Annotated in this window: 17 protein-coding genes, 1 tRNA gene and 2 pseudogenes; 14 read left to right on the top strand and 6 right to left on the bottom strand. The window is 41.0% G+C overall.

The features are described from left to right. Nucleotides 1-107 precede the first annotated feature (107 nt). From MUN53_RS12255 to MUN53_RS12205, 11 genes and pseudogenes are all read left to right on the top strand, one after another. A pseudogene (locus MUN53_RS12255) lies at nucleotides 108-2,330 on the top strand (SusC/RagA family TonB-linked outer membrane protein); the annotation flags it as partial. Between the two features lie 16 nt (nucleotides 2,331-2,346). Beyond that, complete coding sequence (locus tag MUN53_RS12250; protein ID WP_243325702.1) at nucleotides 2,347-4,053, top strand: RagB/SusD family nutrient uptake outer membrane protein; 1,707 nt, start codon at nucleotides 2,347-2,349, stop codon at nucleotides 4,051-4,053. Nucleotides 4,054-4,147: 94 nt separating this feature from the next. Then, the gene (locus MUN53_RS12245; RefSeq protein ID WP_243325700.1) at nucleotides 4,148-5,917 is read left to right on the top strand and encodes a DUF6057 family protein; all 1,770 of its coding nucleotides are present in this window, start codon (nucleotides 4,148-4,150) and stop codon (nucleotides 5,915-5,917) included. Nucleotides 5,918-5,919: 2 nt separating this feature from the next. Then, entirely contained in the window at nucleotides 5,920-7,392 is a 1,473-nt protein-coding gene (locus tag MUN53_RS12240; RefSeq protein ID WP_243325698.1) for a TolB family protein, read from the top strand. Between the two features lie 141 nt (nucleotides 7,393-7,533). Beyond that, on the top strand, nucleotides 7,534-8,121 hold the full coding sequence (locus MUN53_RS12235) for an FKBP-type peptidyl-prolyl cis-trans isomerase (protein ID WP_022454868.1): 588 nt from the start codon (nucleotides 7,534-7,536) through the stop codon (nucleotides 8,119-8,121). A 26-nt stretch (nucleotides 8,122-8,147) separates the two neighbouring features. Then, on the top strand, nucleotides 8,148-8,846 hold the full coding sequence (locus MUN53_RS12230) for an FKBP-type peptidyl-prolyl cis-trans isomerase (protein ID WP_243325697.1): 699 nt from the start codon (nucleotides 8,148-8,150) through the stop codon (nucleotides 8,844-8,846). A gap of 199 nt (nucleotides 8,847-9,045) precedes the next feature. Then, nucleotides 9,046-9,516 (top strand): Lrp/AsnC family transcriptional regulator, encoded by a 471-nt coding sequence (locus MUN53_RS12225; protein ID WP_022454866.1) that lies wholly within the window; start codon nucleotides 9,046-9,048, stop codon nucleotides 9,514-9,516. Nucleotides 9,517-9,646: 130 nt separating this feature from the next. Beyond that, nucleotides 9,647-11,017: a S8 family peptidase gene (locus MUN53_RS12220; protein ID WP_243325695.1), complete on the top strand. Its 1,371-nt coding sequence runs from the start codon at nucleotides 9,647-9,649 to the stop codon at nucleotides 11,015-11,017. Further along, on the top strand, nucleotides 10,998-12,335 hold the full coding sequence (xseA, locus tag MUN53_RS12215) for an exodeoxyribonuclease VII large subunit (RefSeq protein WP_243325693.1): 1,338 nt from the start codon (nucleotides 10,998-11,000) through the stop codon (nucleotides 12,333-12,335). Before MUN53_RS12220 ends, xseA begins: the two co-directional genes overlap by 20 nt. Nucleotides 12,336-12,357: 22 nt before the next feature. Beyond that, a complete protein-coding gene (xseB, locus tag MUN53_RS12210; RefSeq protein ID WP_022454863.1) occupies nucleotides 12,358-12,558 on the top strand; it encodes an exodeoxyribonuclease VII small subunit in 201 nt (66 codons plus the stop codon). Then, complete coding sequence (locus tag MUN53_RS12205) at nucleotides 12,555-13,244, top strand: 2-C-methyl-D-erythritol 4-phosphate cytidylyltransferase (protein WP_243325692.1); 690 nt, start codon at nucleotides 12,555-12,557, stop codon at nucleotides 13,242-13,244. Before xseB ends, MUN53_RS12205 begins: the two co-directional genes overlap by 4 nt. 120 nt (nucleotides 13,245-13,364) lie before the next feature. Here the strand turns inward: MUN53_RS12205 and MUN53_RS12195 are convergent. The 4 genes and pseudogenes from MUN53_RS12195 to MUN53_RS12180 form a co-directional block, all read right to left on the bottom strand. Continuing rightward, nucleotides 13,365-14,913: pseudogene (locus tag MUN53_RS12195) on the bottom strand (family 43 glycosylhydrolase). Between the two features lie 76 nt (nucleotides 14,914-14,989). After that, nucleotides 14,990-15,063: transfer RNA gene (locus tag MUN53_RS12190), tRNA-Ile, on the bottom strand. A 117-nt stretch (nucleotides 15,064-15,180) separates the two neighbouring features. Then, nucleotides 15,181-16,306, bottom strand: a protein-coding gene (gene prfB / locus MUN53_RS12185; protein ID WP_243325686.1) for a peptide chain release factor 2 whose coding sequence is annotated in 2 segments (ribosomal slippage) — nucleotides 15,181-16,242 and nucleotides 16,244-16,306 — 1,125 coding nt in all. Because the reading frame shifts where the segments join, the coding sequence is not laid out codon by codon here. Between the two features lie 65 nt (nucleotides 16,307-16,371). Next, nucleotides 16,372-17,268 (bottom strand): helix-turn-helix domain-containing protein, encoded by an 897-nt coding sequence (locus MUN53_RS12180; RefSeq protein WP_243325684.1) that lies wholly within the window; start codon nucleotides 17,266-17,268, stop codon nucleotides 16,372-16,374. Between the two features lie 121 nt (nucleotides 17,269-17,389). Here MUN53_RS12180 and MUN53_RS12175 point away from each other — a divergent pair, with 121 nt between their 5' ends. Together MUN53_RS12175 and MUN53_RS12170 are read left to right on the top strand one after the other, a co-directional pair. After that, nucleotides 17,390-20,722 carry an SUMF1/EgtB/PvdO family nonheme iron enzyme gene (locus MUN53_RS12175; protein ID WP_243325683.1) on the top strand — a complete coding sequence of 1,111 codons (3,333 nt, stop codon included), beginning with the start codon at nucleotides 17,390-17,392 and terminating at the stop codon, nucleotides 20,720-20,722. A gap of 2 nt (nucleotides 20,723-20,724) precedes the next feature. Continuing rightward, nucleotides 20,725-21,603: a beta-propeller domain-containing protein gene (locus MUN53_RS12170; RefSeq protein ID WP_243325682.1), complete on the top strand. Its 879-nt coding sequence runs from the start codon at nucleotides 20,725-20,727 to the stop codon at nucleotides 21,601-21,603. A gap of 76 nt (nucleotides 21,604-21,679) precedes the next feature. Here the strand turns inward: MUN53_RS12170 and MUN53_RS12165 are convergent, their stop codons facing one another. Both MUN53_RS12165 and MUN53_RS12160 read right to left on the bottom strand, forming a co-directional pair. Then, complete coding sequence (locus MUN53_RS12165; RefSeq protein WP_243325681.1) at nucleotides 21,680-22,186, bottom strand: hypothetical protein; 507 nt, start codon at nucleotides 22,184-22,186, stop codon at nucleotides 21,680-21,682. Nucleotides 22,187-22,259: 73 nt separating this feature from the next. After that, complete coding sequence (locus tag MUN53_RS12160; RefSeq protein WP_243325680.1) at nucleotides 22,260-23,168, bottom strand: helix-turn-helix domain-containing protein; 909 nt, start codon at nucleotides 23,166-23,168, stop codon at nucleotides 22,260-22,262. A gap of 157 nt (nucleotides 23,169-23,325) precedes the next feature. Between MUN53_RS12160 and MUN53_RS12155 the strand changes: the two genes are divergently transcribed. Further along, a complete protein-coding gene (locus MUN53_RS12155; protein WP_243325679.1) occupies nucleotides 23,326-24,393 on the top strand; it encodes an efflux RND transporter periplasmic adaptor subunit in 1,068 nt (355 codons plus the stop codon). Nucleotides 24,394-24,406 lie beyond the last annotated feature (13 nt).

The following is a 24,406-nucleotide window of genomic DNA, read 5'->3' as shown; positions in this document are numbered from 1 at the left end:
TGGTGGCTACATATTGATGTTGTGCTGTTGCTTTTTACTGAAAGCTGCTACTAACGACTCATAAATCTACCCTTAATCGTGTATTGGATGATAGTTGCGGATTTTAGGTAAAACTGACCTATAGTACCGAATTAACAAAGAAGCAGGATTACGGTAAACCTGATATGCTGACAGCTGATGAATACCGTGAACACCAAGTAGGTATAGATTACGGAGACAATGTTGACTGGTGGGATGAATTAATTAATCACGACAATTTCTCACAAAAACATCACCTAGCTTTAGAAGCAGGAACGGAAAACGCTCAAATCTACACATCATTTTTCTATGAAAACAATGAAGGTATAGCCATCCAGGATTCACGACAAGACTATGGAGGTAGATTGAATGCAAATTTCAAACTATTTGATGGTTGGTTAGAAATACGCCCAAATGTAGATTATCGCCAAGCATGGAGAAATAACAATTATCCTAACTTCCAACAGGCTTTACGAAATAATCCGACTCGTTCTCCATATGATCCAGACAGCGAAAGTGGTTATAATGTATGGACCGGAGAAACATTGGATTATAATGTTGTAGCCAATTCAATGTTGACCACATATGAAGGACTAGACAAGTGGTTCAAGCCGGAAGTTTCCATGAAATTAAATGTAAAATATGTTCCTGGTTTATCATATACCCAAACATTAGGATATGAGAATCGTCAGTGGGAATATCATGGATTCCGTTCACGCTATCATTTAGATGAAGTAAACAACAAACGCAACGGTTGGGCTAAACTAGAATTCAGCAAGACAGAAAATTTGACATCGGAAGGATATGCTACGTATGTCAAAGAATTCAATGGCGGACATAGTTTGAATGCGGTAGCCGGGTATTCTTATTTTGAAACCAACGGTGAAAACTTCTATGCTGAGAACTATAATTTTGATGTAGAAGGTATCAAATTTTGGGATTTAGGAAAGGGCTCATATTTAAGTGATGGAAAAGCAGGCATGGGTTCTGGTAAAAATATCACAGAACGCTTATTCTCATTATTTGCTCGTGCCAATTATTCTTATCAAGACAAATATATGGTAACCGCATCTATCCGTCATGAAGGATCATCTAAGTTTGCAGCAGATAATCGTTGGGCTAATTTCTGGTCAATTTCTGGTGGATGGCGTATTTCCAATGAAGACTTCATGAAAGATTATACTTGGATCAATGATTTGAAGTTACGTTTTGGTTACGGTGTGACAGGTAATAATGATTTTAGTTCATCTTATATGGCAAATACATTAGGTTCAGACCAATATTGGATGTTACCTGATGGAACATGGGCCTATTCGTATGGTAAAACTCAAAATATCAACGAGGCTTTAGGTTGGGAAGAAAAGAAAGAGTGGAACATTGGTGTAGACTATTCATTCTTTAACAATCGTTTATATGGTAAATTTGATTACTATCGCCGTAAAATTGATAACATGATTTACAGCGTAAAGGTTCCTCAACCACCATATACGCAAGGTAGTCAATGGCAGAACATTGGTGCCATGGAAAGTAAAGGTTGGGAGTTTGAAATTGGAGGTGATATTATTCAGACTAAAGACTTTACTTGGACATCAAATATGAACTTTAGTCACAATACCGGTAAAATATTAACATTATGGGGTAACAATACATATTACAACGGTAACGGCTTCCCCGCTCCAGGAAGTCCGGGAGATGCAGCTCGAATGGAAGAAGGTTCAACCATTGGCTCATTCTACTTATGGAAATATGCAGGTATTGATGAAAACGGAGATTTCTTGTTATATAATAAAGATGGTGAAGTTATTCCAGCAGCTAAAAAGACCGAAGCAGACAAACGTTATATGGGTAATTATGTACCATCTGTCATTATTGGTTGGAACAACACATTCACTTATAAGAACTTTGATTTAGGTATCAATATGCGTAGCTGGATCAACTTCGACGTATATAATACTATCAACATGTATTTTGGTATCCAAGGTATCAATGAATTGAATGTCCTGAAAGAAGCCTATGGAAAATACAATGATATCCGTGGTGAAAAACAAATCTGTGACTATTATCTAGAAGATGGAACCTTCTTAAAAATTGATGCCATTACGTTAGGTTATACATTACCATTAAAACAGTACACAAAATGGGCAGAACGGTTACGTATTTATGGAACTGTTGGTAATGTAGGGACTATAACTGGTTACAGCGGTGTTAATCCGGAAGTTAACATTGCCGGTTGGGATAGAGGTACAGAAAAGTTCTGGGAACTTTACCCACAAGTACGTACTTATACATTAGGTATTCAAGTAACATTCTAAAAAGCTTAAATTCAACATGAAAACAAATAAAATCAAGAATTGGATATTGGCTGGAGCAACGACTCTTATAGTTGCTACATCCTGCGACGTAGATCCTTCATTTTATTCACAAGTCGTTCCTGAGACCTTCTACACATCACAAGATGCTGTTTGGGAACGCTTTAACAGACCTTTCACCCATTGGAGATGGTGGGTCGCTCAAGATAGAGCACGTTGGGAATTACAAGAATTAGGTACAGATGAGATTTGTGTACCGACTCGTGGTAGTGACTGGTACAATGGTGCTATTTATCAGAAATTCCATCATCATGAATATACAGAAGATATGACTTCTATAGAAACAGGATGGACAAATTTCTCTATGGGTGTTGCGTTAGCATGGGATGCTGCAGAAGATTTAGAAGGAGTAGATTTCGATGCACTTGGTTTTGAGGCAGGGACAAGAGAATCCATGATGAATCAATTAAACACACTTGTTGCTTCTTTCTACTTGGATGGATTAGACTTCTTCGGTGGTGTACCTCTATATAAAACAACGAAGAGTGATGTTTTACCTCGTTCAACAGCAGAAGAGACCTTCAATTTTATTGATTCTCTGCTCCAATTATCAACTCCTGAGCTTCCTGTAAAAACTGAACTTGGAGCCATGGAAACTAACGTCATTCATCAAGCAGTAGGAGCTGTGTTGAGAGCTCGACTATATTTCAATGCGGAGTCTTACATAGGAAAACCGATGTATAACGAAGCTGCAGAAATTTGTCAAGACATACTTGATGGTAAATATGGTAAATATGCTTTAGCAACAGATTGGACTTCGATATTTGGATTTAGAAATGAAACTTGTCCTGAAATTATTTGGACTGTACCTAGTGAAAATGCAAAATTAGAGACAGATGGAGGATATTGGGGCTTTACTGTTCCTTATAACTTCAAAGATTTCTTAGGCGGTTTAAAAGATTCAGGTTCAGATAATGGATGTTGTTTATTACCAAGTCGTGATCCACAAGGTAATTTATATCAATTCAATTTAAGTAACAATTACGAAGGATTCAACGACAAGGACGTTCGTAAACAACAATATGTCTATGAAAGTGGTGGAAAATACAGAGGTATGTTTGTCGTCGGAGAAATGGTTAATCCAGATCATCCAGAATGGATATGTACAGGAGCTCGTGAATATATTGGTAAGCCTCTTCTTGTTAGAGACCAGATTTCTTATTTTGCTAAGTTAGGAACAGATTACGCAACAGAAGCCGATCTTCCATCTACAGTTGGAACAGCAGAAGAAAATTCTGGCGTGCGCTTAATTAAATTCAGCCCACGCCCAAATCAAGATGAATATAAAGAAATGTTTAATCCGGATATTCCTATTATTCGATTGGCTGAAGTATATTACATGCTAGCAGAATGTAAGATGCGTAATGGAGACAAACAAGGGGCTGCCGACCTAATTAATACCGTACGTAAACGTTATTTTGAAGGAGGAAATGATCCAGATCCTGTAACTGCATCTAATCTAGATAAGTATCGTATGTTAAAAGAATGGAAACTTGAATTCTTGGGAGAAGGACGCCGTCGTACGGATCTAGTCCGTTGGAACGCATATGTAACAGAAGATTGGTGGGATCACAAAGCCACCAACAATCCTGACTTGAATCGTTTCCCATTACACTACAGTATTATTGGTGCTAATAACTTATTGGAACAAAATCCTGGTTATTAATATTATATATAATCTGGATAATTGAGAAGAAGAGGGCTATTACAACCCTCTTCTTTTCTTATAAGAGGATATTAAACTGAAATAATTTGACAAGATGAATTGGAAACAAACATTATTCTGGGTTATAACAGCAACTTTGGTATATTACTTTTTCCTCGCCTTTGGTGTTTTTCTTTTTCAACAGCAAGAAGAAAGCCAACTGTTCATTCCCCAATGGTGGCAAATCAAGGACGAACTATTTAAACCCGGAGGATTCTGTGCTATTGCCGGACAGTTTGTTATCCAATATTATCGAATGCCCTTATTGGCCATTACCATCCAAATGATTCTTATCATTGGATGCGGACTCAGTTTCTACCATTTACTGCAGAAAATCAAACCGGCCGGTTATCATTTGATACTCGCCGTTTTTCCTTTACTTCTACTCATCAAAATGAGTATCCGCAGTAATTACTTGGTTGATGGAACAATAGCTTTATTTATCTTCCATCTGTCTCTTCTGCCCTTAACACGTATCAACCGACCAAAGACAATTGCCCTATACGGTATTCTATCCACCATACTAGTCTTCCTATTTACGGGATTATTAGCCATCTGTTATGCTGTCATCTATATGCTGACAGTAGCTGTACTATACCCGACTTACAAACAAAAGCTACAAGGTTTGTGGAGCCTGATGCCTGCAGTGGTTTTCTTATTATTCTATGAATCATTCAACATTCCTGTATCTTTGTTGGAAGGCTTCAAACCTGAATCATATTTGGAGATACAATTGCTTCCCCATTATTTCATCTACTATGTGTGGCTGCAATACTCGCTTCTCCTTATAGGGGTCTTACTTGTGGCTTTTCTGCTCTCTTTTATCCCCGTACAGAAAGCAAGCGTAAAAATAATTCTCAACTGTTGTTGCTGCATACCCACATTGCTATTTGGAAGGTATTGTATGCCAGATTCATTGGACATGCAAAACCGAATGACAGACGAACTTGCTTATTTAGCTCGGGAAAAACAATGGGATACCATCATCAACCGATATAAAGGGAAACCCATACAAGATTATATCAGCCTCAACTATTTAAACATGTCGTTAGCGCAAAAGGGAGTATTAGCCGAAAATATGTTTGCTTTCGATCAGAAAGGCGCCAAAAGTTTAGTTGCCCCTTGGAATCAAAGCCTTTATATGGACAAATTACTCTGCGACATTCATTTTATGATTGGAGACCTATCTTTAGCAGAGAGTTATGCCATGGACGGATTTACCCAATCCAAACGAAAAGGAAGTGCCCGCATGATGCAACGGCTAGTACAAATCAGCCTATTAAGAGGAGAAAAAGAGGTAGCTAAAAAGTATATAGACCTCTTATCCCAAATGCCATTTTATAAAGAATGGGCGCAACAATATGCAGTTTATTTACGAGATCCGGAGAAAATGCAAGAAGAGCCGGAACTAAAACATAAAAGAATACCGCAACAGCAACAAGACTTATTACTTTCCCTAATGTCTACAGATTCTCTATGGGCTTCGTATGATATATCTAACCGTATTGGTTGGGAATATAAAGGTTGCTATTACCTACTAGACAAACAGCTGGATAAATTCCGTCAATATTTAACAGACACAGCCTATCCGAATAATCAACCATGGCCCAGACATTATCAGGAAGCCTGGTTAATTCTGGAAGAGGCAGACAGTACCTTAACTGGGAAGATTCAGGTCCAACCGGATATCCGGAAATCATACCAGCGACTGAAACAACTGATGAACAGCCATTCTCAAAGTCAGAATATTCAGGCTATCTACCAAAAATTCGGACACACCTATTGGTTCTACTATTATTTCAAACAATTCAAAAGTCAGAAATAATCATGAAAGCTTATTCTTTACTCAGCATATTACTCATCTATTTTACACAAACAGCTTGCGATATTAAAGTACCGGAGCAGGTTCAAGCCGGAGATGTCCAATTATTTCCCAACTACGAATCGGTTACAATACCCGTCAATATAGCACCTCTCAACTTCCGGCTTCCAGCTGCTGATATGGAAGGTATAACCCTGTTGAAAAGTCCGAACAAAGAGTTAAAAGTAAAAGCAGACAAAGGAGTTTTCAACATTCCGGTATCCGACTGGAAAGACTTGTTGCATGATGCAAAAGGGAAAGAAATCCAAGCAAGCATATTCTTTAAAGAAGAGACAAATGGCTGGAAAAGAAAAGATTTCCCTATTTATATATCTGCTGATTCCATTGATTCTTACCTGACTTATCGCCGGATATTTCCAGGATATCGGATGTGGAATGAGATGGGGATTTATCAACGATGTGTTGAAAACTTTGTTGAAAAACCTGTTCTTACCAACCAATACACAAACAACAGCTGTATGAATTGTCACTCATTCTGCCAACAGAACGGAGAGAAATGGTTATTTCATCAACGGGCATATTATAATGGTACGTATCTGGTAGAAAATGATCAGATAAAGAAGATCACCTTAGAAAAAGACGGACAGGCATCAGCCTTTGTCTATCCTTATTGGCATCCCAGCGGAAAATACGTTGCTTTTTCGACCAATGAAACACACCAAGATTTCCATTATGCCGATCCCAATCGGATTGAAGTCTATGATGAAAGCTCAGACATTGTCATCTATGATCTGGAAAAAGAAAGAGCATACAGTGTTCCTTGGCTTGCTTCGTCCAAACATTTCGAGACATTCCCAACCTTTACCCCAGACGGAAAATCACTGATATACTGTTCTGCGGATTCGGTTACTATGCCTGATCAATACAGGAATGTCAAATATAATTTACTGAAAGTATCTTTTCAGCCTGAAACCGGAGAAATCGGAAATCAGATTGACACTTTGTATAATGCCCGGAAAGAAGGACGAAGTATTAAATTTCCCCGAGTTTCTCCAGACGGGAAATATCTTTTATACACTATTTCCGACTATGGTAATTTTTCCATCTGGCATAAAGATGCAGACCTTCGTCTGTTACATCTGGACACATTCGAAACAGACAGTCTTACAACAATTAACAGCTCGGATGTAGAAAGTTATCATTCGTGGAGCAGTAACGGACATTGGATTGTTTTTTCCAGCCGCCGTCTGGATGGATTGTTCACACGCCCGTTTATCGCACACATTGATGCAGCAGGGAAGGTAAGCAAACCTTTTCTGCTTCCACAGCAATCTCCAGACTACTACGGTAATTCGTTGTTTTCATTCAACATACCCGAATTTTCCCAAACACCTATCCGCATGTCTCAGAAAGAACTGGTTCATGCTTCCAAAGAAACAGAAGCCCAAGTAATCAAGTTGGTCTATACACAAGATTAATTCTACAAGAGAAGTAGCAAAAATCGGAGATGAGATCCATCCGAATCCTTTTCCCTTTAGAATTTTTCATTGAATATATGAGGTATTTATCTGATTAAAACACTACATTTGCGCCGCATAAATAGTTTGTAAAATAAAAACATGGATAAAGTTAGCTACGCACTTGGATTAAGCATTGGAAATAATTTCCAGAACTCAGGGATCAAAGATCTGCAAGTTGAAGACTTCATTAAGGGTCTGACAGATGTTATGGAAGAAAAACAACCGGCCATTACATACGATGAAGCCAAGGAAGTCATCAACGAATATTTCATCAAACTGCAGAAAGAGAAGATGGAAATCAACAAAAAGGCAGGAGAAGAATTCTTACATATCAACAAAGGAAGAGCGGGTGTAGTAGAATTACCAAGCGGACTTCAGTATCAGGTACTGAAACAAGGTAATGGAGCGAAACCGTCTGCAACCGACAAAGTAAAATGCCACTATCATGGAACTTTGATTAACGGTACTGTATTCGACAGTTCTGTACAACGCGGACAGCCTGCTGTATTCGGTGTTAACCAAGTTATTCCTGGTTGGGTAGAAGCCTTGCAGTTAATGCCGGTAGGATCAAAATGGCGTTTGTTCATTCCTTCTAATCTGGCTTACGGAGAACATGGAGCCGGTGAAATGATTGAACCGAACAGTACGTTGATCTTCGACGTTGAACTGCTAGATATCGTCAAGTAATAATAAATTTATAACATAAATATACAATGAAAAAAGTAAATGTTTTGGCTGCAGCATCTGCAGTCGTATTGGGTCTTGCTGCTACTTCTTGCGATTCAAAGCAGAATGTCAGCTTGAGCAATGATGTAGATAGCGTCAGCTATGCAATTGGTGTGAGCACAGGTGCTGGTTACAAAGAAAATCTGAAAACTTTACCGGGCGGTGAAGCTAACGTAGATGCTTTAATCGCTGGTTTTGTAGAAGCTATCAAAGGTGATTCAACCAAGATGACTCCAGAAAAGGCTCGTGAATATATGCAGACTTATTTTGTTCAGGCATCTGCAAAAGAAGCTAAGAAGAACAAAGAAGAAGGTGAAAAATTCTTGGCTGAAAACAAGACAAAAAGTGGTGTTATCACAACTGAAAGCGGTTTGCAATACCAAGTCATCACGGAAGGAACAGGTGCTAAACCGACAGAAAAGGATCGTGTAAAAGTACACTATACTGGAACATTATTGGATGGAACTAAGTTCGATAGCTCTGTTGATCGTGGCGAACCTGCAGAATTTGGTGTTAACCAAGTAATCAAAGGTTGGACAGAAGGATTGCAGTTGATGCCGGTAGGTTCTAAATATATTTTCTGGATTCCGTCAGAATTGGCATACGGAGAACGTGCAGCAGGTCCGGAAATCAAACCGAACAGCGTCTTGAAATTCGAAGTAGAATTATTAGATATCGTAAAATAAATCATTGACATAGCATCGTTATTATACAACGATACGCGTCTTTTCATAAAAAAGCAGGGAAAAGCATGTTGTAAAGCAGTTTTTCCCTGCTTTTTTATTATTTCACGACTTTTTTCTTTCAAAATGCTCATTTTTCAAAATAAAATACATATTTTTGATACGGTAAAAACATTCTTGAATATATTAATCATTTCAGTATATGGAAAAAATAGATAAACTAGATCATCAGATCCTGAATATTATTTCAAAGAACGCCCGTATTCCGTTCAAGGATGTGGCAGAAGAATGCGGAGTATCACGTGCAGCCATTCATCAACGTGTACAACGTCTGATCGATATGAATGTTATCGTCGGATCAGGTTACCACATTAATCCCAAAATTCTGGGATATAACACATGTACTTACATCGGTGTAAAACTGGAAAGAGGCTCTATGTATAAAGATGTTGTGCCTGAATTGGAAAAGATTCCGGAAGTAGTAGAATGCCACTTTACAACAGGTCCGTACACGATGTTGGTTAAATTGTACGCCCGCGACAATGAACATTTGATGGAATTATTAAACTCTAAAATTCAGGAAATTCCTGGCGTAACAGCAACAGAAACATTGATTTCTTTGCGTCAGAACATCAAACGAGAAATACCTATCTGTAAAAAGATGGATGAATAAAATTTAAGTGGATGCATTTTTCCGGCCTCCACAAGATGAAATTCAGCACACAAAAGCTCAAAGGAAACTTGTACCATGTCTTTTCTTTGAGCTTTTGTGTGCATCTCTTTATAAGGATCTTTAGAAACGTATGAAATATTGGTTGCTACTTTTATATCTCTTCGCCTCTACCCTTTCGTGGAGTGAAAATACCTATTATCGGTTTCGTGTTTACCTCAAAGACAAAGGAAATCAAATCTATCATATCCACCAGCCGGAAGCTTTTCTTTCAGAAGCGGCACTCGCACGGCGAAATCAACAACACATTCCCATTTCTGAATCAGACCGGCCCATCTCTGCTGCCTACAAACAGCAATTAACCAATAGTGGTTGTACGCTTATTACAGAAAGCCGCTGGTTATCAACCGTAGTTGTAGAATATCCGGATAGCAGTCTGGTGGAGAATTTAAAGCAGATAGCATTTGTCGATTCTGTGTGCTGGGTGTGGAAAGGTAAACACATTCCCTGGCAAGATCCGACAAGTACAGAAACTTTATCCACAGACGCTGAACCTCTTCGCAATCCATACGGTTATGCGCAGAAACAAATCCGCATGATGAAAGGAGACAAACTGCACAAACAAGGATTCAAAGGTGAAGGAATGCGTATCGCCGTAATTGATGCAGGATTCACGGATGTCAACCGAATCGAAGCGTTCGCCTCTACCCATATTGCCGGAACCCGCAACATGGTATATCCGGGGGAAACGGTCTATGCCAGCGATGAACACGGAACAAAAGTATTATCTTGCCTGGCAGCCAATTTACCGGGTATTATGATCGGCACAGCTCCTGAAGCAACTTATTGGTTAATCAAGAGCGAAGATTCTCACGGAGAATCACCCATCGAACAAGATTACTGGGCTGCTGCCGTAGAATATGCCGACAGTGTCGGAGCCTATATCATTACCTCCTCATTAGGTTATTTTGACTTTGATGAACCGGCTACTGATTATACACACGATGATTTAACGGGTAAGACAGCATTTATTTCTCAAGCGGCACAGATTGCTGCAGAAAAAGGATTGCTGGTCTTTTCGAGTGCCGGCAATGAAGGTAATACCCTATGGGAAAAGATTACCGTTCCGGCTGATACACCGGATATTCTGACCGTCGGAGCCGTAACAGAAAAACGGGAAAGAAGCGGATTCAGTTCTATAGGTCCTACGGCTGATGGCCGAATAAAACCTGATGTCGCAGCAATGGGAACGAATTGTTCTGTTATTGAACCTGGGGGTTTCATCCGGCAAGCCAACGGAACTTCGTTTGCTACCCCTATTCTGGCCGGCCTGGGGGCTTGTTTATGGCAAGCGCTTCCTCATCTGAATGCTGCTGAAATCCGGGCACTGATCAAGCAGTATGCGTCACAAGCCAAACAACCGGATAATCAATTGGGATATGGCATCCCCAATATATACAAATCCTATAAAGCAGGGTTGAAAAATGGAAGCAAACGGAGATGATAAAACGATCTTTACCTTATCCGAACTGACAGGAGCTGTTCGAGATACACTGGAAGCTACTTTCCCGGAAACGTATTGGGTTCGGGCCGAGACAAGTGATGTCCGTGTCAATGCAGCCTCAGGACATTGTTATCTGGAATTTATAGAGAAGAATCCGAAAACCAATCAGTTGGTAGCTAAAGCCCGCGGTTCCATCTGGGCTAAGGTATTCCGAATGCTGAAGCCTTATTTTGAGATGGAAACCGGACAGACATTCACTTCTGGGCTGAAGGTATTGGTAAAAGTGACCATTGAGTTCCACGAATTATATGGATTCAGTCTGAATGTGGTTGACATTGATCCGACTTATACGATCGGAGATATGGCCCGCAAACGACAAGAGATTATCCGTCAGTTACAGGCAGATGGTATTTTTACTCTCAATAAAGAATTGCCCTTTCCAGATTTTCCTACACGGATTGCCGTTATTACATCTCCTACAGCTGCCGGATATGAGGATTTTCTGAATCAACTATTGCATAATCAGGCGGGGTATCCCTTTTATCCGAAACTATTTCCCGCTTTGATGCAAGGAGAAAAAACGGAAGAATCGGTTATTGCTGCTCTCGAACGCATTGATGCCTGCCGGGAATATTTTGATGTTGTGGTCATCATCCGTGGCGGTGGTGCGGCTTCTGATCTGAACAGTTTTGATTCGTATCTACTGGCAGCTCATTGTGCCCAGTTTCCGCTACCGATTATTACCGGAATAGGTCACGAACGGGATGATACAATCGTAGACTTAGTAGCACATACACGACTCAAAACGCCAACTGCTGTAGCCGCTTTTCTGATTCATTGTCTAGATCAGCAAGCCGCTACATTAAACGATTTGGAAGAACGATTCACACATGAAGTCAGAGGTTGGCTAAAAGAAGAATCTTACACCTTACAACAGATCGGCTCCCGTTTTCCCATGTTGGTTAAGAACCGACTCGAAAAGAATTTATCAGCCCTACATATCCTGACAGCCCAATTACCCGGTATCATCCAGCAATCCGTCAATCGGGAAGGATCGAGCTTGGTACAAATGAAACAACGCATACGGGTAGCAACAGACAGTCGCTTTACGCATGAAATACGTTTTCTGGAGCTGAAAGAGCAATTCATCCGTATGGCTTCTCCGGAGTATATTCTACAACGGGGATATAGCTTGACATTGCAAAATGGAAAGATCGTCAAGACAGTCAAGGATATTCAGGAAAACGAACCGCTGACTACCCGTTTTATGGATGGAGAAGTCGTAGCAGATATTCGACAAATAAAGAAAAAGAAATAAACTATATAACATTTACAGGCATATGGCAAAGAAAGCAGAATCATACAACGAAGCCATCGACAAGTTACGTCGTATCGTAGCAGATATCGAACGGGGAGATTTAGACGTGGATTGTTTACTGGACAATGTAAAAGAAGCCACCCGTCTGATTAAGCTCTGCAAAGACAAACTGTATAAAGTAGATGAAGAAGTAAAGAAAGTATTGGAGGAACTGGAATCATGAAAAGATATGTCATCATCGTTGCTGGCGGAAAAGGCTTGCGTATGGGTGGAGATTTACCCAAGCAGTTCATTCCAATGGCAGGAAAACCAGTGCTTATGCATACCGTTGAGAAGTTTTGGATGTGGGACAATCAGATAAATATCATTCTTGTTCTACCTATTGATCACCAAGCATATTGGAAGATGCTCTGTAAGGAAATCGGATGCAAGGCTCCTCATCGGATTGTCAATGGAGGAGAAACCCGTTTTCATTCTGTACAGAACGGACTGAATGCGATTCGAGAAGAAATAGAAGCTTCCGGCGAAAAAGTCTTGATCGCTGTACACGACGGTGTCCGTCCATTTGTATCTCCGGAAGTAATCTCTGCCTGTTTCTCTAAAGCCGAAGAAACGGGTGCTGTCGTTCCTGCCCTGCCGATGATTGATTCACTCCGGATGAAACAGGCCGACGGGAGTAGTTGTCCGGTAGATCGTTCGCTGTATTATGCCGTTCATACACCTCAGGTATTTACATCTGACACGTTGCTAAATGCGTATCAACAGCCTTATACGGATACTTTTACCGATGATGCCTCGGTAGTTGAAGCAGCCGGCTTCCAAGTTGCCATGGTTTTATCGAACCGGGAAAACATAAAGATCACGACCCCATTCGATCTGACTATCGCCCGTGCCTTATTCCAAGAATAAAATGCTAACACGAAAGATGTTGCAAGTCATTTCAAATCCAACGAGAAACGAAAACGATCCTCCTGAGAATCCGACAGGAAACTCACGAGAATCGTTTTTCATTCCTTCTGTAAATCTTTTCTACTGCTGATTACGCATCAAAGCATATTCGAATAAAGCTTCTCCGGTTTTCCCTTCATAATATAATCCGGGACGGGCAACCCGATCCCATTGCACCAGATCAGCATTTTGGACTTGCTGCTTGATCTGTGTCCAATCCTTACCATTCAGACTGTAAAAGAAAGCATACTGACAACCCGCTTTTACTTGTAAACGCAGATAAACTGGCGTTTCGCCTCTTTCCGGTATGGGAAGAATAACCGGAGCGGACAACGGAGTTTCTTTTCCATCTTTCCGTAAAGATAGTTCCAGTTGATTATTCCGACATGTAATTGAGAGCAGATTCCTATCATCACCATACATAAGTTATACCTTTGCGAGCTTCATTCTGATTCAGGAGAACCGTTTCAAATGTATAATCGGCTGCTACCGGACGCAAACACAAAGCAGTACCTGCCCCAGCATCTGCTTTCGGTTCTCCACTTAAAGACAGGCGGCCGCCAAACAACTGAATATGAGGTGTGGCAAACGGATAATTCCAAGTCCATTCCACACGTAAGCGGTCTGAAGTAAAATCATCATAGAAATCAGGAAGCGGTTGCTGCACATGCCCTGCCAACGGTAACCGATGCTCCGTGGAAGCTGTTTCACCTTCCTTGAAATGCAACCAGGCATCATCCCCCAATACCAGCTCCTGCAGAATCGGCTGACGTCCCATGAAAAAATCTTCCCCCGGGAAATAAGCATGACAAAGATAATACATCCGTCCGTCGGGCGTTGTAGTTACCGTTCCATGTCCGCATGACTGAATCTCATCCCCACCGTGTAAAATCGGATTTCCTTCGTACTTCTCATACGGCCCCTGTAATGATTTGGAACGGGCTACAGATACCGCATAATCACTTTTCGGCCCACAGCAACCATTCACCGAATAGATCAGATAATAATAATCTCCCAGTTTCAGCCAGTGTTGTCCTTCCATCCCCCGCCTTTCCTCATCTTTCAACAACGAAAAAGGCTCACCTTCCAATCTTAATCCATCAGCCGACAATTTGCAACCCAGCAATTCGATCGGACGATCGTCCAATCCATAAGCCTTCCAAGAAATATAGAGTTGCCCTTCATCTTCCAGGATAAAGGCATCAATGGCTTCTGTTCCATATTCAACAACAACTCCATGATCTGTATAAGGTCCGGACGGTGTATCAGAAGTGGCTACACCGATATAGGAAATCCCATCCGATTTCCGACGAGCCGTATAATACACATAATATGTTCCCCGATAATAGAATAACTCTGGTGCCCAGAAAGAAGATTTCGTCCAAGCAGGCTGCTCTTCAAACAAATGTCCGATCTGTCGCCAGTTCACCAAATCATACGATTGGAATAAAGGATAAAAGGGAGCCCATTCAGAAGATGTCCCGGCAGCATAATATACATCGCCAGCCCGAATAATCGTAGGATCGGCAACATCTCCCGGTATCACCGGATTAGAATAAGTAACAAAAGACTGGGCAGACAAAGAGCAACAAGCCAGCCCAATGCAGAAAGATAAAAACAGTCTTTTCATGCCTAATAGATTTGAGAATATATATAAACAAAAAAATCACTTACGAAAAACTCGCAAGTGATTCAATAAATAAAAGTGGTCCCACTTGGGCTTGAACCAAGGACTCCCTGATTATGAGTCAGGTGCTCTAACCAACTGAGCTATAGGACCAGTCTTTCAAAGAACATGTGTTCTGAAATCGGGTGCAATATTACGACTTATTCTTGACATACGCAAATATTGCACCCAGATTTTTTATTAACAGATTGTTGATAACTCTGTTTATTTCTATTTTTCAGCAGATTCAGATCCGGCAAATTCCATCAGATAAGCTTTGATGAAACCGTCGATCTTTCCATCCATCACACCTGTTACGTCGGAAGTTTGGTAATTAGTCCGATGATCTTTCACCCGACGGTCATCAAACACATAACTGCGGATTTGTGATCCCCATTCGATCTTCTTCTTTCCAGCTTCGACCTTTTCCTGTTCAGCCATCCGGTGTTTTAGTTCCTTATCATACAAGATAGAACGTAACTGACGCATGGCATTCTCTCGGTTTTTCGGCTGATCTCGGGTTTCCGTATTCTCAATCAAGATTTCTTCTTCCTCACCGGTATAAGGATCTTTAAATTGATAACGCAAACGAACTCCAGACTCTACCTTATTCACATTCTGACCTCCGGCACCACCCGAACGGAAAGTATCCCAAGAAATAGCAGCCTGATCAATCTTCACCTCAATAGAATCGTCAACCAATGGAGTTACGAACACCGAAGCAAATGAAGTCATTCGTTTTCCTTGCGCATTATATGGTGAAACACGAACCAAACGATGGACTCCGTTCTCACTCTTCAAATACCCATACGCATAATCACCTTCGATATTGATTGTCGCCGTTTTGATACCAGCTTCATCTCCGTCCTGGTAGTTGGCAATAGAAATCTTATATCCATTTGCCTCTGCCCAACGAGTGTACATACGATACAACATGGATGCCCAGTCCTGACTTTCTGTTCCACCGGCACCTGAATTGATCTTCAATACACAACTCATCTGGTCGGCTTCATCCCGAAGCATATTGCGGAATTCCAGGTTTTCAATCAGCTCGATTGCCTTGGCATAATTGGCATCCAGCTCTTCTTCAGAGACGATTCCTTCTTTCACATATTCATAAGCCAACTGAACCTCATCGGCAGCCGCCTTCACATCGTTATACAATTCGATCCATTTCTTCAAGTCTTTCACTTTCTTCATCTGAGCTTCAGCCCGTTTGGCATCTTCCCAGAAAGCAGGATCCTGTGTACGTAATTCTTCTTCTTCTAATTGAATGGACTTACCATCAATGTCAAAGATACCCCCTCAGCGCTTGCTCGCGCTCCAACACGTCATGTAGTTGGTCTGATGTAATCATAAATAATAGAATTGTTTAAGTGTTTAGAGGCGCAAAGATACGAATTTTCCTTGGATAATTCAGCATCATAACAACAAGCGCTTGCGGTATTCGCGCGGAGAACAGTGCAGTAATCGTGTGAAAAGACGGGAAAATTGGGATAAGTCCGGAATACCCACTTTATCGGCTATCGCGGAAATAGACAAATCAGATGTCAGCAAAAGTGTCTGTGCACGCTGGATTCGCTTTTCAAGAATATACTCACAAGGCGGTAACCCCATCACCCGCTTAAATACTTTTGAGAAATGATCCGGTGTCAGACATGCCAGAGTTGCCAAATCCGTTACAAAGATCCGTTCCCCTAAATGCTGATGAATATATTGAATAACAGTATCCATCTTCTCACAAGAGTGAGTGCGTTCAACTCCAGAAAGACTTTCAGCGGTTATAAATCGGGAAAACAGTTGCAGGAGTATCCCATTACTTTCCAACTCCTTGACAGGATTAGTCTCAGGAAAATCTTCCTTGCATTTGAACAGATTCTTTTGATTATCATAAACTTTAGGATCAACAGAAGGTAATTTTCTATCCGGATTCAACTGAAAGAAACGCTGCATCAACAAATAGTCCAATTCGGTAGCCCGTTGTTTTAATTGCAAAGCCGAAGATTGAAACAAGCTTCTCCCTCCAACTATCTCATCTGTAAAGCATATATAATAATGTGTCATACGCTGTTCACAGGTATAACTATGAAAGGTAAATTTAGGAATCAAGAACAAATCGCCGGCCGAAAGTTCCATTCGTTGCCCACGGATATGAACAGCCGCATAGCCGTCAGTTACGAGATAGAGACGATTGAAAGGACTGATTACATCCTGAAAATTCCACCAAGTCCCCACAGAAACATAATCCGTATATAGTATAGATAAAGACTTTCTATTCAATAAATCCGTCTGTTGCATTTCTCCGTTTTTTGCAAACATAAGAATAAAATATCGAAAATCGCTGATTTTGTATAATTTTCCTCTTTTAATACCCTAAAATAAGCCCGATATATTCCCTACATTTGTCCAAAACAACATTAACTTACTAAATCTATATATAATGAAACGTATTCTTCTAAGCATGTCTTTGTGCTTGGGGCTGGGATATATTCCTTCTATCCTGGCTCAAGACGCATGGCAGGATTTGGTTCATCGGTTAACCTATTATTCACCACAAAGTTATAAATCAGCAATCTTGGATTTGCAAAAGCAATTTCCTAAGACTTATCAAGCAGACGCAGACTGGGAAAAGACCATACAGGAATTGGAAGCAAATCGGCAGACCCTTATCGAGGGACTGAACAAACAAGATAAAAAAGCAGAGAAACAAGCTATCCAGTTATTAAAGAAACTGGACAAGAATCTGCTTGCCAATCCTCTTTTGGCCGGGAAGAAAATGGTTGTTATCCAACGACACTTAGGAGAAAAAGCACGTACAGCCATGAGTGGGGAATTAGGAATCGCTCCTTCCAACTTCCAGAACAATTCAGAGATATGGAATCCGAAAACGGGCTGGAACAATGAGTTTGTCAGTATTTCCGTACAAGATGGTAAAATCAAATCAACGGTTTTATACAAACCGGCAGATGGAATGATCGTTACCGATCCGGAGCCTTCGTTTGACGGAACTAAATTGATGTATTCGTCCATAGGTACTTCCGACCGTTGGCATTTGTTTGAATTGGATACGCAAACTGGTAAAACTCGGCAATTAACACCCGAATCTTACAAACATTTCGATTCTTTCGACGGATGTTATACTCCGGAAGGAAATTACATATTCTGTTCTACCGGAACCTTTTTAGGTTTGCCTTGTACTAACGGAGAAAATAAGATGTGCGGTTTGTTCACATACAATCCTACAACCGGACAAACCCGGCAATTGACATATGATCAGGATAGTAACTGGGGACCCGTAATGATGGAGAACGGAACCGTATTATATCAACGCTGGGAATATGCGGATATACCTCATTCCAACTCCCGTATTATGTTTACAATGAATCCGGACGGAACAACACAAACCTCCTTTTATGGTTCGAACTCTTATTTCCCGACGTCATTCTTCAATGCTCGTCCTATTCCCAATCATCCATCTTGTATCGTAGGTGTTGCAACCGGACATCATAGTGTATCCAGAAGCGGACGGCTATTAGTCATCGATACACGTAAAGGCCGGCAGGAAGCAGATGGAGTAATTGCAGAAATTCCTTATGCAGGCAAGAAAGTGGAACCTTTGGTTCGCGACCGTCTGCCCGATGGCATATGGCCTCAATTCCTACAGCCATTTCCATTAAACGAGAATTACTTTTTAGTATCCATGAAAGAAAGTCCGACCAGTTTATGGGGCCTGTATCTTGTGGACCGGTTTGATAACCGTACTCTTATTGCCGAACAGGAAGAAACCGCCTATCTGGAACCCGTTCTGTTGGAAGCCCGTAAGCAACCGATGGTTATTCCGAATCGGATTGATTTGAGTAAAAAGACTGCAACCGTTTTCCTTCAGGACATTTATCATGGTGATGGATTGAAAGGAATTCCCAAAGGTACCGTGAAAAAACTGCGTATCGGGTCGTATGATTTCAGTCCGTTACGGCAAGGCGGTTTATTGGGAACGATTGGTATGGACGGTCCTTGGGATGTAAAACGGATTTTAGGAGAAGTCGATGTTGAAGAAGACGGTTCTGCCATGTTTACAATACCGGCCAATACGGCAATATTCATTCAGCCGCTGGATGAAGAAGGAAAAGCTTTACAGCTGATGCGTAGCTGGTTGACTGGAATGCCGGGTGAGACCGTTTCTTGTATCGGTTGCCACGAAGATAAAAACACCATTCCTATTCCTAAAATGACAATTGCTTCAAAGAAGGAGCCTCAACAAATACGGAAATGGTATGGTGAAGAACGTGGCTTCAGTTACCGGCACGAAGTACAACCAGTATTAGATAAGTATTGTATTTGTTGCCATAACCAAGAAAACCGTCCTGACAAACCTTATTTAAAAGGTGATAAATGGATTACAGACTGGACTTCACGTATCAGTGGACGTGCTGGAGAAGATTACGGAGGTCATTTCACGTTATCGTATGCAAACCTGCATCGGTATGTTCGTCGTCCGGGAATTGAAAGCGACATGCACATGTTAGTACCGATGGACGTTCATGCCGACCAGACAGAACTGATGCAAATCTTGCAGAAAGGACATTATAATGTAAAACTGGATCAGGAAACCATCGAAAAGTTATCTTGTTGGATCGACTTCAACGCGCCGTTCCATGGCCGCCGTTCTGATATTCCGAACTATCCGAATACCGAAGAAAGTCATAAATTGCGGGCATTATACCGGGAAATGTTCGGTGCTCCGGAGATCAAAACAGAATGGCTGCCGGAAATCCCACAGAATATCGAGCCTGTTCGACCTGCGCCATTACAGGTAGAAGTAGGTGACACAGCCCTGGAGAAATGGCCGCTATATGATCCGATAAAAACAGCTTACAGCAGTTGGGGTAACGCACAATGGGCTCAAATCGGATTAGGGAACTTCCAAAAGACAATCGACTTGGGAAATGGTATCAAATTAGAATTGGTGAAAGTTCCGGCTGGTTCGTTCATCATGGGTAGCCAACGGCATCCGGATGAAATGCCTCAGACAATTACAAAGATTGACAAGCCATTCTGGATTGGTCGTTTTGAGATTACAAATGAACAGTATCGGGCATTCAATCCTCAACATGACAGCCGCGACGAACACCGGCATGGTTACCAGTTCGGACGACGTGGATATTCCATGAATGGAGACAATCAGCCGGCAGTTCGTATCTCTTGGAAAGAAGCCATGGAATACTGTCAATGGTTATCCGAAAAAACAGGTATGAAGTTCACGTTACCAACCGAAGCACAATGGGAATGGGCGTGCCGTTCCGGTAGCAATACAGCATTCTGGTTTGGTGATTTGAAGAGTGATTTCTCATCATACGCCAACTTAGGTGATATCAAACTGAAAGAATTTGCGGCATGTACAGCTTATAAATTCTATGAAAGTGCAGAGATTATCCAGAATCCGAATAAATATGATGACTGGATTCCACGCGATACGACTTATAATGATGGTGGTTTCATCTCTGAATCTGTAGGAAGATACATTCGCAGTCCGTGGGATCTTTTCGACATGCACGGTAATGTTTGGGAATGGACCCGATCTGTTTATCAACCTTATCCGTATCAAGAGAACGACGGAAGAAATGATCCTCAGGCAGGAAAAGGGAAACGTGTAGTAAGAGGTGGTTCGTGGTACGACCGGCCATATCGGGCTACATCTTCTTTCCGCTTGCCATACCGCGATTATCAGAAAGTATATAATGTAGGATTCAGAGTCGTGATGGAGGAAGATTAAGCATGAAAATATGGGGAGTGAATTTTCTTTTGTACTGTCTGTTATTATTTCCATCCTGCGATGACAAGCAGGAAAAGTTACTTGTTTCCGGCTGTGGCTGGAAACAAGTTTCTATTCTTGACAAAGCCAGCGGTAAAATCGAATGGACACATCCGCTACAGCCGGGCGAAGATTGCAATGATATTGAATTGACAACCGAAGGAAACATCTTGTATGCCTATACAACCGGCGCCAGATTGATCAACCGCCAGCAAGAGGTTCTCTGGGATTTCAAAGCAGACGAAAAAGAAGAACTTTATACAGCCACACAACTAACCGACGGGAAATACCTATTAGCCCTATGCGGGCATCCGTCTCGAATCATCGAGCTGTCGGCGGACGGCAAACCTATTTATGAATTAACATTCGATACCTCGATCGCCGATATTCACAGTCAATTCAGGCAGATCGTTAAGACACCAGAAAACACGTATCTAATCCCTCTCATGGGACGTGGAGAAGTTATTGAAATGAGTCGTCAAGGAGAAGTACTCAAACGAATACCTTGCGGCGGGACACCTTTTTCTGTTCAAATCCTGACCAACGGGAATTGGTTGGTTTCGTGTGGAGATGGACATAAACTGGAAGAATTGAACCCTCGTACAGGTCAGTCTGATCATACTGTCCAGTCGGGACAACTGGAAGGTGATCCGCTTTTGTTCGTAGCCGAAGCCATTCGTTATCCGAATGGAAATACGCTTATCAGCAATTGGAACGGACACACAAACGACAAAACACAACCACTTCTTCTCGAAATAGACAGTTTGAATTATACCGTTTGGGAATTACCGCATAATCCGGAGATTGTCAATATTTCGACAGTCTATTCTTTCTTTGAATAACACGCAAACTAATTCGGCAGTCACCTATCCACGGTGGCTGCTGTTTTTTAAATCTAAAAGTAACACATGCTCATGATTATTCACTGGCCCCAACCGAACAAGTCGTTTTAATCGAATAATCCTTATCCAGTTTCTCCACCACAAAAGCTATTCTTTCTATGTAAACCTTCTCCGGTTCCGGATTATCAGAAACTACGTTTTCTGTATAAATAGAAAAATAAAGGATCTTTTCTTCCATATTTTTCACCAACGAAAATGCTCGCTTTTCATAGTCCCTAAAATCATAATAAGTACGGACCAACAAAGTATATTTACTAAAATCGACTTTCAGATAATCTGGATAAGCTTGCAGGAAGGCTTCCGAAAAATAGGTTTTCACCTCATCTTCGGATTGAAAGGCTATCGTCTCCCAATTGATTTCATCAGCAGACACCAATTTACTGCTATCCAACTGTGAACAATAAACCGGAAGTTCCTTCACTATCTCAATTCTTTCCGCATAAACGACAGGGTCATGCTGACAACCCGTCGCGGTTAATAGCACGCAACACAAAAGAACCAACCAATACATACACTGTTTCATCTCATCACTCCTCTCTGTTTTAATATTGTTTTCAATGATAAAACGCCTGATATTCCTGATTATTGTATCCCGATCAAAGATCTTGTTGATTACGAAATACTTTAGGCGAAACCCCATTCACCTTCTTAAAGAAACGGCCAAATACGCTTTGGGACGGAAATCCTAACCGATCACTGATTTGTTTGATACTCAAGGCACTGTCTTTTAACAGAGTGCGTGCATTGAAGGAGATATATTCATCAATCCAATCTGCACAAGTCTTTCCACTTTGCTCCTTGATGATAGAGGACAAATATTTAGGGCTAATACAGAGTTTGGAAGCATAAAAGCCGGTATTCCTTTCTCTCAAATAGTTCTCTTCCAGCAACTGGAGGAACAAATGAAACAATTCTTCCTGGCGGTTGTTAGTGGAAGTGGCAATAGCACGTTCTGATTCTTCATATAGTTTATAATCTTTCAAAGTCAGGATTTCACAATATCGCTGGATTACTAACGGCTGTGTCTGATAAGCCGGAAGAGCCAGTTCATCTTTAATCAACTTATAAATCTTAAGACTATCAGACAAGGTCTGTACGTTTCCCTGATGTTTGTAGAAACATTGACTGCGCTCTGATAAGCTGGTTTCAATACGGAGGTTTCTCAGCATTTTGGTAATTCGATCGGTATGTATGGCGAATCCAAAATAAATCAGATCCGGAGAATTCTGTAGCAACTTGAAGATTGATCCCGGCATAATCGAGATAATTTGCCTCTCTTTCAAGATAATCGTTTCATGATTGACTTCCATTTCGAGTGTTCCCCGAACGATATGTATTGAAAGCAAATCATTCGTTTGAATCGGATCATCCGTCTTTTGCAAGTTTGTCGTTTTTTCTTCATCCAAATTATCAAAAAGCATGTATTGATCTTTCAATACACCTTGGGCAAACTGATGTGGAATTTGTGAAATCTGTATTTGAACTATTTTCTTCTTTCGGTACATGGTGAATCGGAAAATTTAAGTCGTCCTTACGAAGATAAGTTCATTTTCTCCAAAATGCAAATTATACCGGAAAATATGCACAATGATTGTGCATATTTTCCTCCAGCCGTATATATCGTTTGGTGTACTTTTGCAGCACAATAAAGAGGTATTATTTATGAAAAAGAATGTAAGTATTTTCGTATTCATCGGCTTTTGCCTGTTATCTTGCCATCAAGATATAAAACAAAAGCCTGTATTACATCATGTAGCATTAACGACTCCTATTAAAAATGGAGATGTTACAACCAAACATTTCTCCGGATTTGTCAAGGAATCAGAAGAAATCAGTGTTGGTTTCCGCGTGGGTGGTGTTATTGAAAAGCTCGCTGTAAAAGAAGGAGACTTCGTACGTCAAGGTCAAGTAATTGCTTCATTAGACAGCAAAGACTTTCAACTGAATCTGGATGCAGCCCAGATCCAATATGAACAGACGCAAAAGGAAGTTGGCCGTATGGAACGTATGTACCAGCAAAATGGTATGAGTGGGAACGATTATGAAAAGGCTTTGGCCGGATTAGAACAACTACGTATCCAGTTAGAACAAAGCAAGCTGAATTGTGAATATACTGTATTGAGAGCGCCAGTGAGTGGTTATATCCAACAAGTAAATTTCCGGGCTGGCGAAATGATCGGAGCCGGGACAGCGGTTGTCACATTACTGGATGTAAATCACTTTGAGGTAGAAACTGATATTCCTGCGTCCTTATATATCCGGCAAGCTGATTTTTCAGGCTTTGACTGTGTGTCTCCCCAATGGCCTGACAAACGATTTAACCTGAAATGGATCAGTATTAACCAAAAGGCCAACGGTAATCAACTGTATAAAGTCAAATTTGCTTTACCGCATGAAGCGCAATCAGTACTGACTGCAGGCATGAATGTAGAAGTAAATATCCACATCCAAAATAATGAAACGGTACGAAATACATTCGTAGTTCCGGAAAGTTCGGTATTCCAATCAGAAGGTGGTAACAGTTTTGTCTGGTTGTTCAATGCAGATTCGACTGTCAGTCGCCGGGAAGTTATAGTGGACCGGATGCTTCCGGGTGGAGCTTTGCAAATCCGTCAAGGACTAAACGGTGATGAGCGTATTGTGAAAGCTGGAGTGAAAGCTTTGGTGGAGCATGAAAAAGTAGGAGTCATAGAAACTCCGTCGGAAACCAATGTTGGAGGAATTATTTAATCAGAGAGGGTAA

The organism is Parabacteroides faecalis (genome assembly GCF_022809355.1).
Taxonomy (GTDB): Bacteria; Bacteroidota; Bacteroidia; order Bacteroidales; family Tannerellaceae; genus Parabacteroides; species Parabacteroides faecalis.
This window is presented reverse-complemented; position numbering and strand designations above follow the sequence as displayed.

Excerpts from the sequence above, each read along its gene's own strand:
- MUN53_RS12250 (WP_243325702.1), top strand. The coding sequence starts at position 2,347 with ATGAAAACAAATAAAATCAAGAATTGGATATTGGCTGGAGCAACGACT.
- MUN53_RS12245 (WP_243325700.1), top strand. The coding sequence starts at position 4,148 with ATGAATTGGAAACAAACATTATTCTGGGTTATAACAGCAACTTTGGTA.
- MUN53_RS12240 (WP_243325698.1), top strand. The coding sequence starts at position 5,920 with ATGAAAGCTTATTCTTTACTCAGCATATTACTCATCTATTTTACACAA.
- MUN53_RS12235 (WP_022454868.1), top strand. The coding sequence starts at position 7,534 with ATGGATAAAGTTAGCTACGCACTTGGATTAAGCATTGGAAATAATTTC.
- MUN53_RS12230 (WP_243325697.1), top strand. The coding sequence starts at position 8,148 with ATGAAAAAAGTAAATGTTTTGGCTGCAGCATCTGCAGTCGTATTGGGT.
- MUN53_RS12225 (WP_022454866.1), top strand. The coding sequence starts at position 9,046 with ATGGAAAAAATAGATAAACTAGATCATCAGATCCTGAATATTATTTCA.
- MUN53_RS12220 (WP_243325695.1), top strand. The coding sequence starts at position 9,647 with ATGAAATATTGGTTGCTACTTTTATATCTCTTCGCCTCTACCCTTTCG.
- xseA (WP_243325693.1), top strand. The coding sequence starts at position 10,998 with ATGGAAGCAAACGGAGATGATAAAACGATCTTTACCTTATCCGAACTG.
- xseB (WP_022454863.1), top strand. The coding sequence starts at position 12,358 with ATGGCAAAGAAAGCAGAATCATACAACGAAGCCATCGACAAGTTACGT.
- MUN53_RS12205 (WP_243325692.1), top strand. The coding sequence starts at position 12,555 with ATGAAAAGATATGTCATCATCGTTGCTGGCGGAAAAGGCTTGCGTATG.
- MUN53_RS12180 (WP_243325684.1), bottom strand. The coding sequence starts at position 17,268 with ATGTTTGCAAAAAACGGAGAAATGCAACAGACGGATTTATTGAATAGA.
- MUN53_RS12175 (WP_243325683.1), top strand. The coding sequence starts at position 17,390 with ATGAAACGTATTCTTCTAAGCATGTCTTTGTGCTTGGGGCTGGGATAT.
- MUN53_RS12170 (WP_243325682.1), top strand. The coding sequence starts at position 20,725 with ATGAAAATATGGGGAGTGAATTTTCTTTTGTACTGTCTGTTATTATTT.
- MUN53_RS12165 (WP_243325681.1), bottom strand. The coding sequence starts at position 22,186 with ATGAAACAGTGTATGTATTGGTTGGTTCTTTTGTGTTGCGTGCTATTA.
- MUN53_RS12160 (WP_243325680.1), bottom strand. The coding sequence starts at position 23,168 with ATGTACCGAAAGAAGAAAATAGTTCAAATACAGATTTCACAAATTCCA.
- MUN53_RS12155 (WP_243325679.1), top strand. The coding sequence starts at position 23,326 with ATGAAAAAGAATGTAAGTATTTTCGTATTCATCGGCTTTTGCCTGTTA.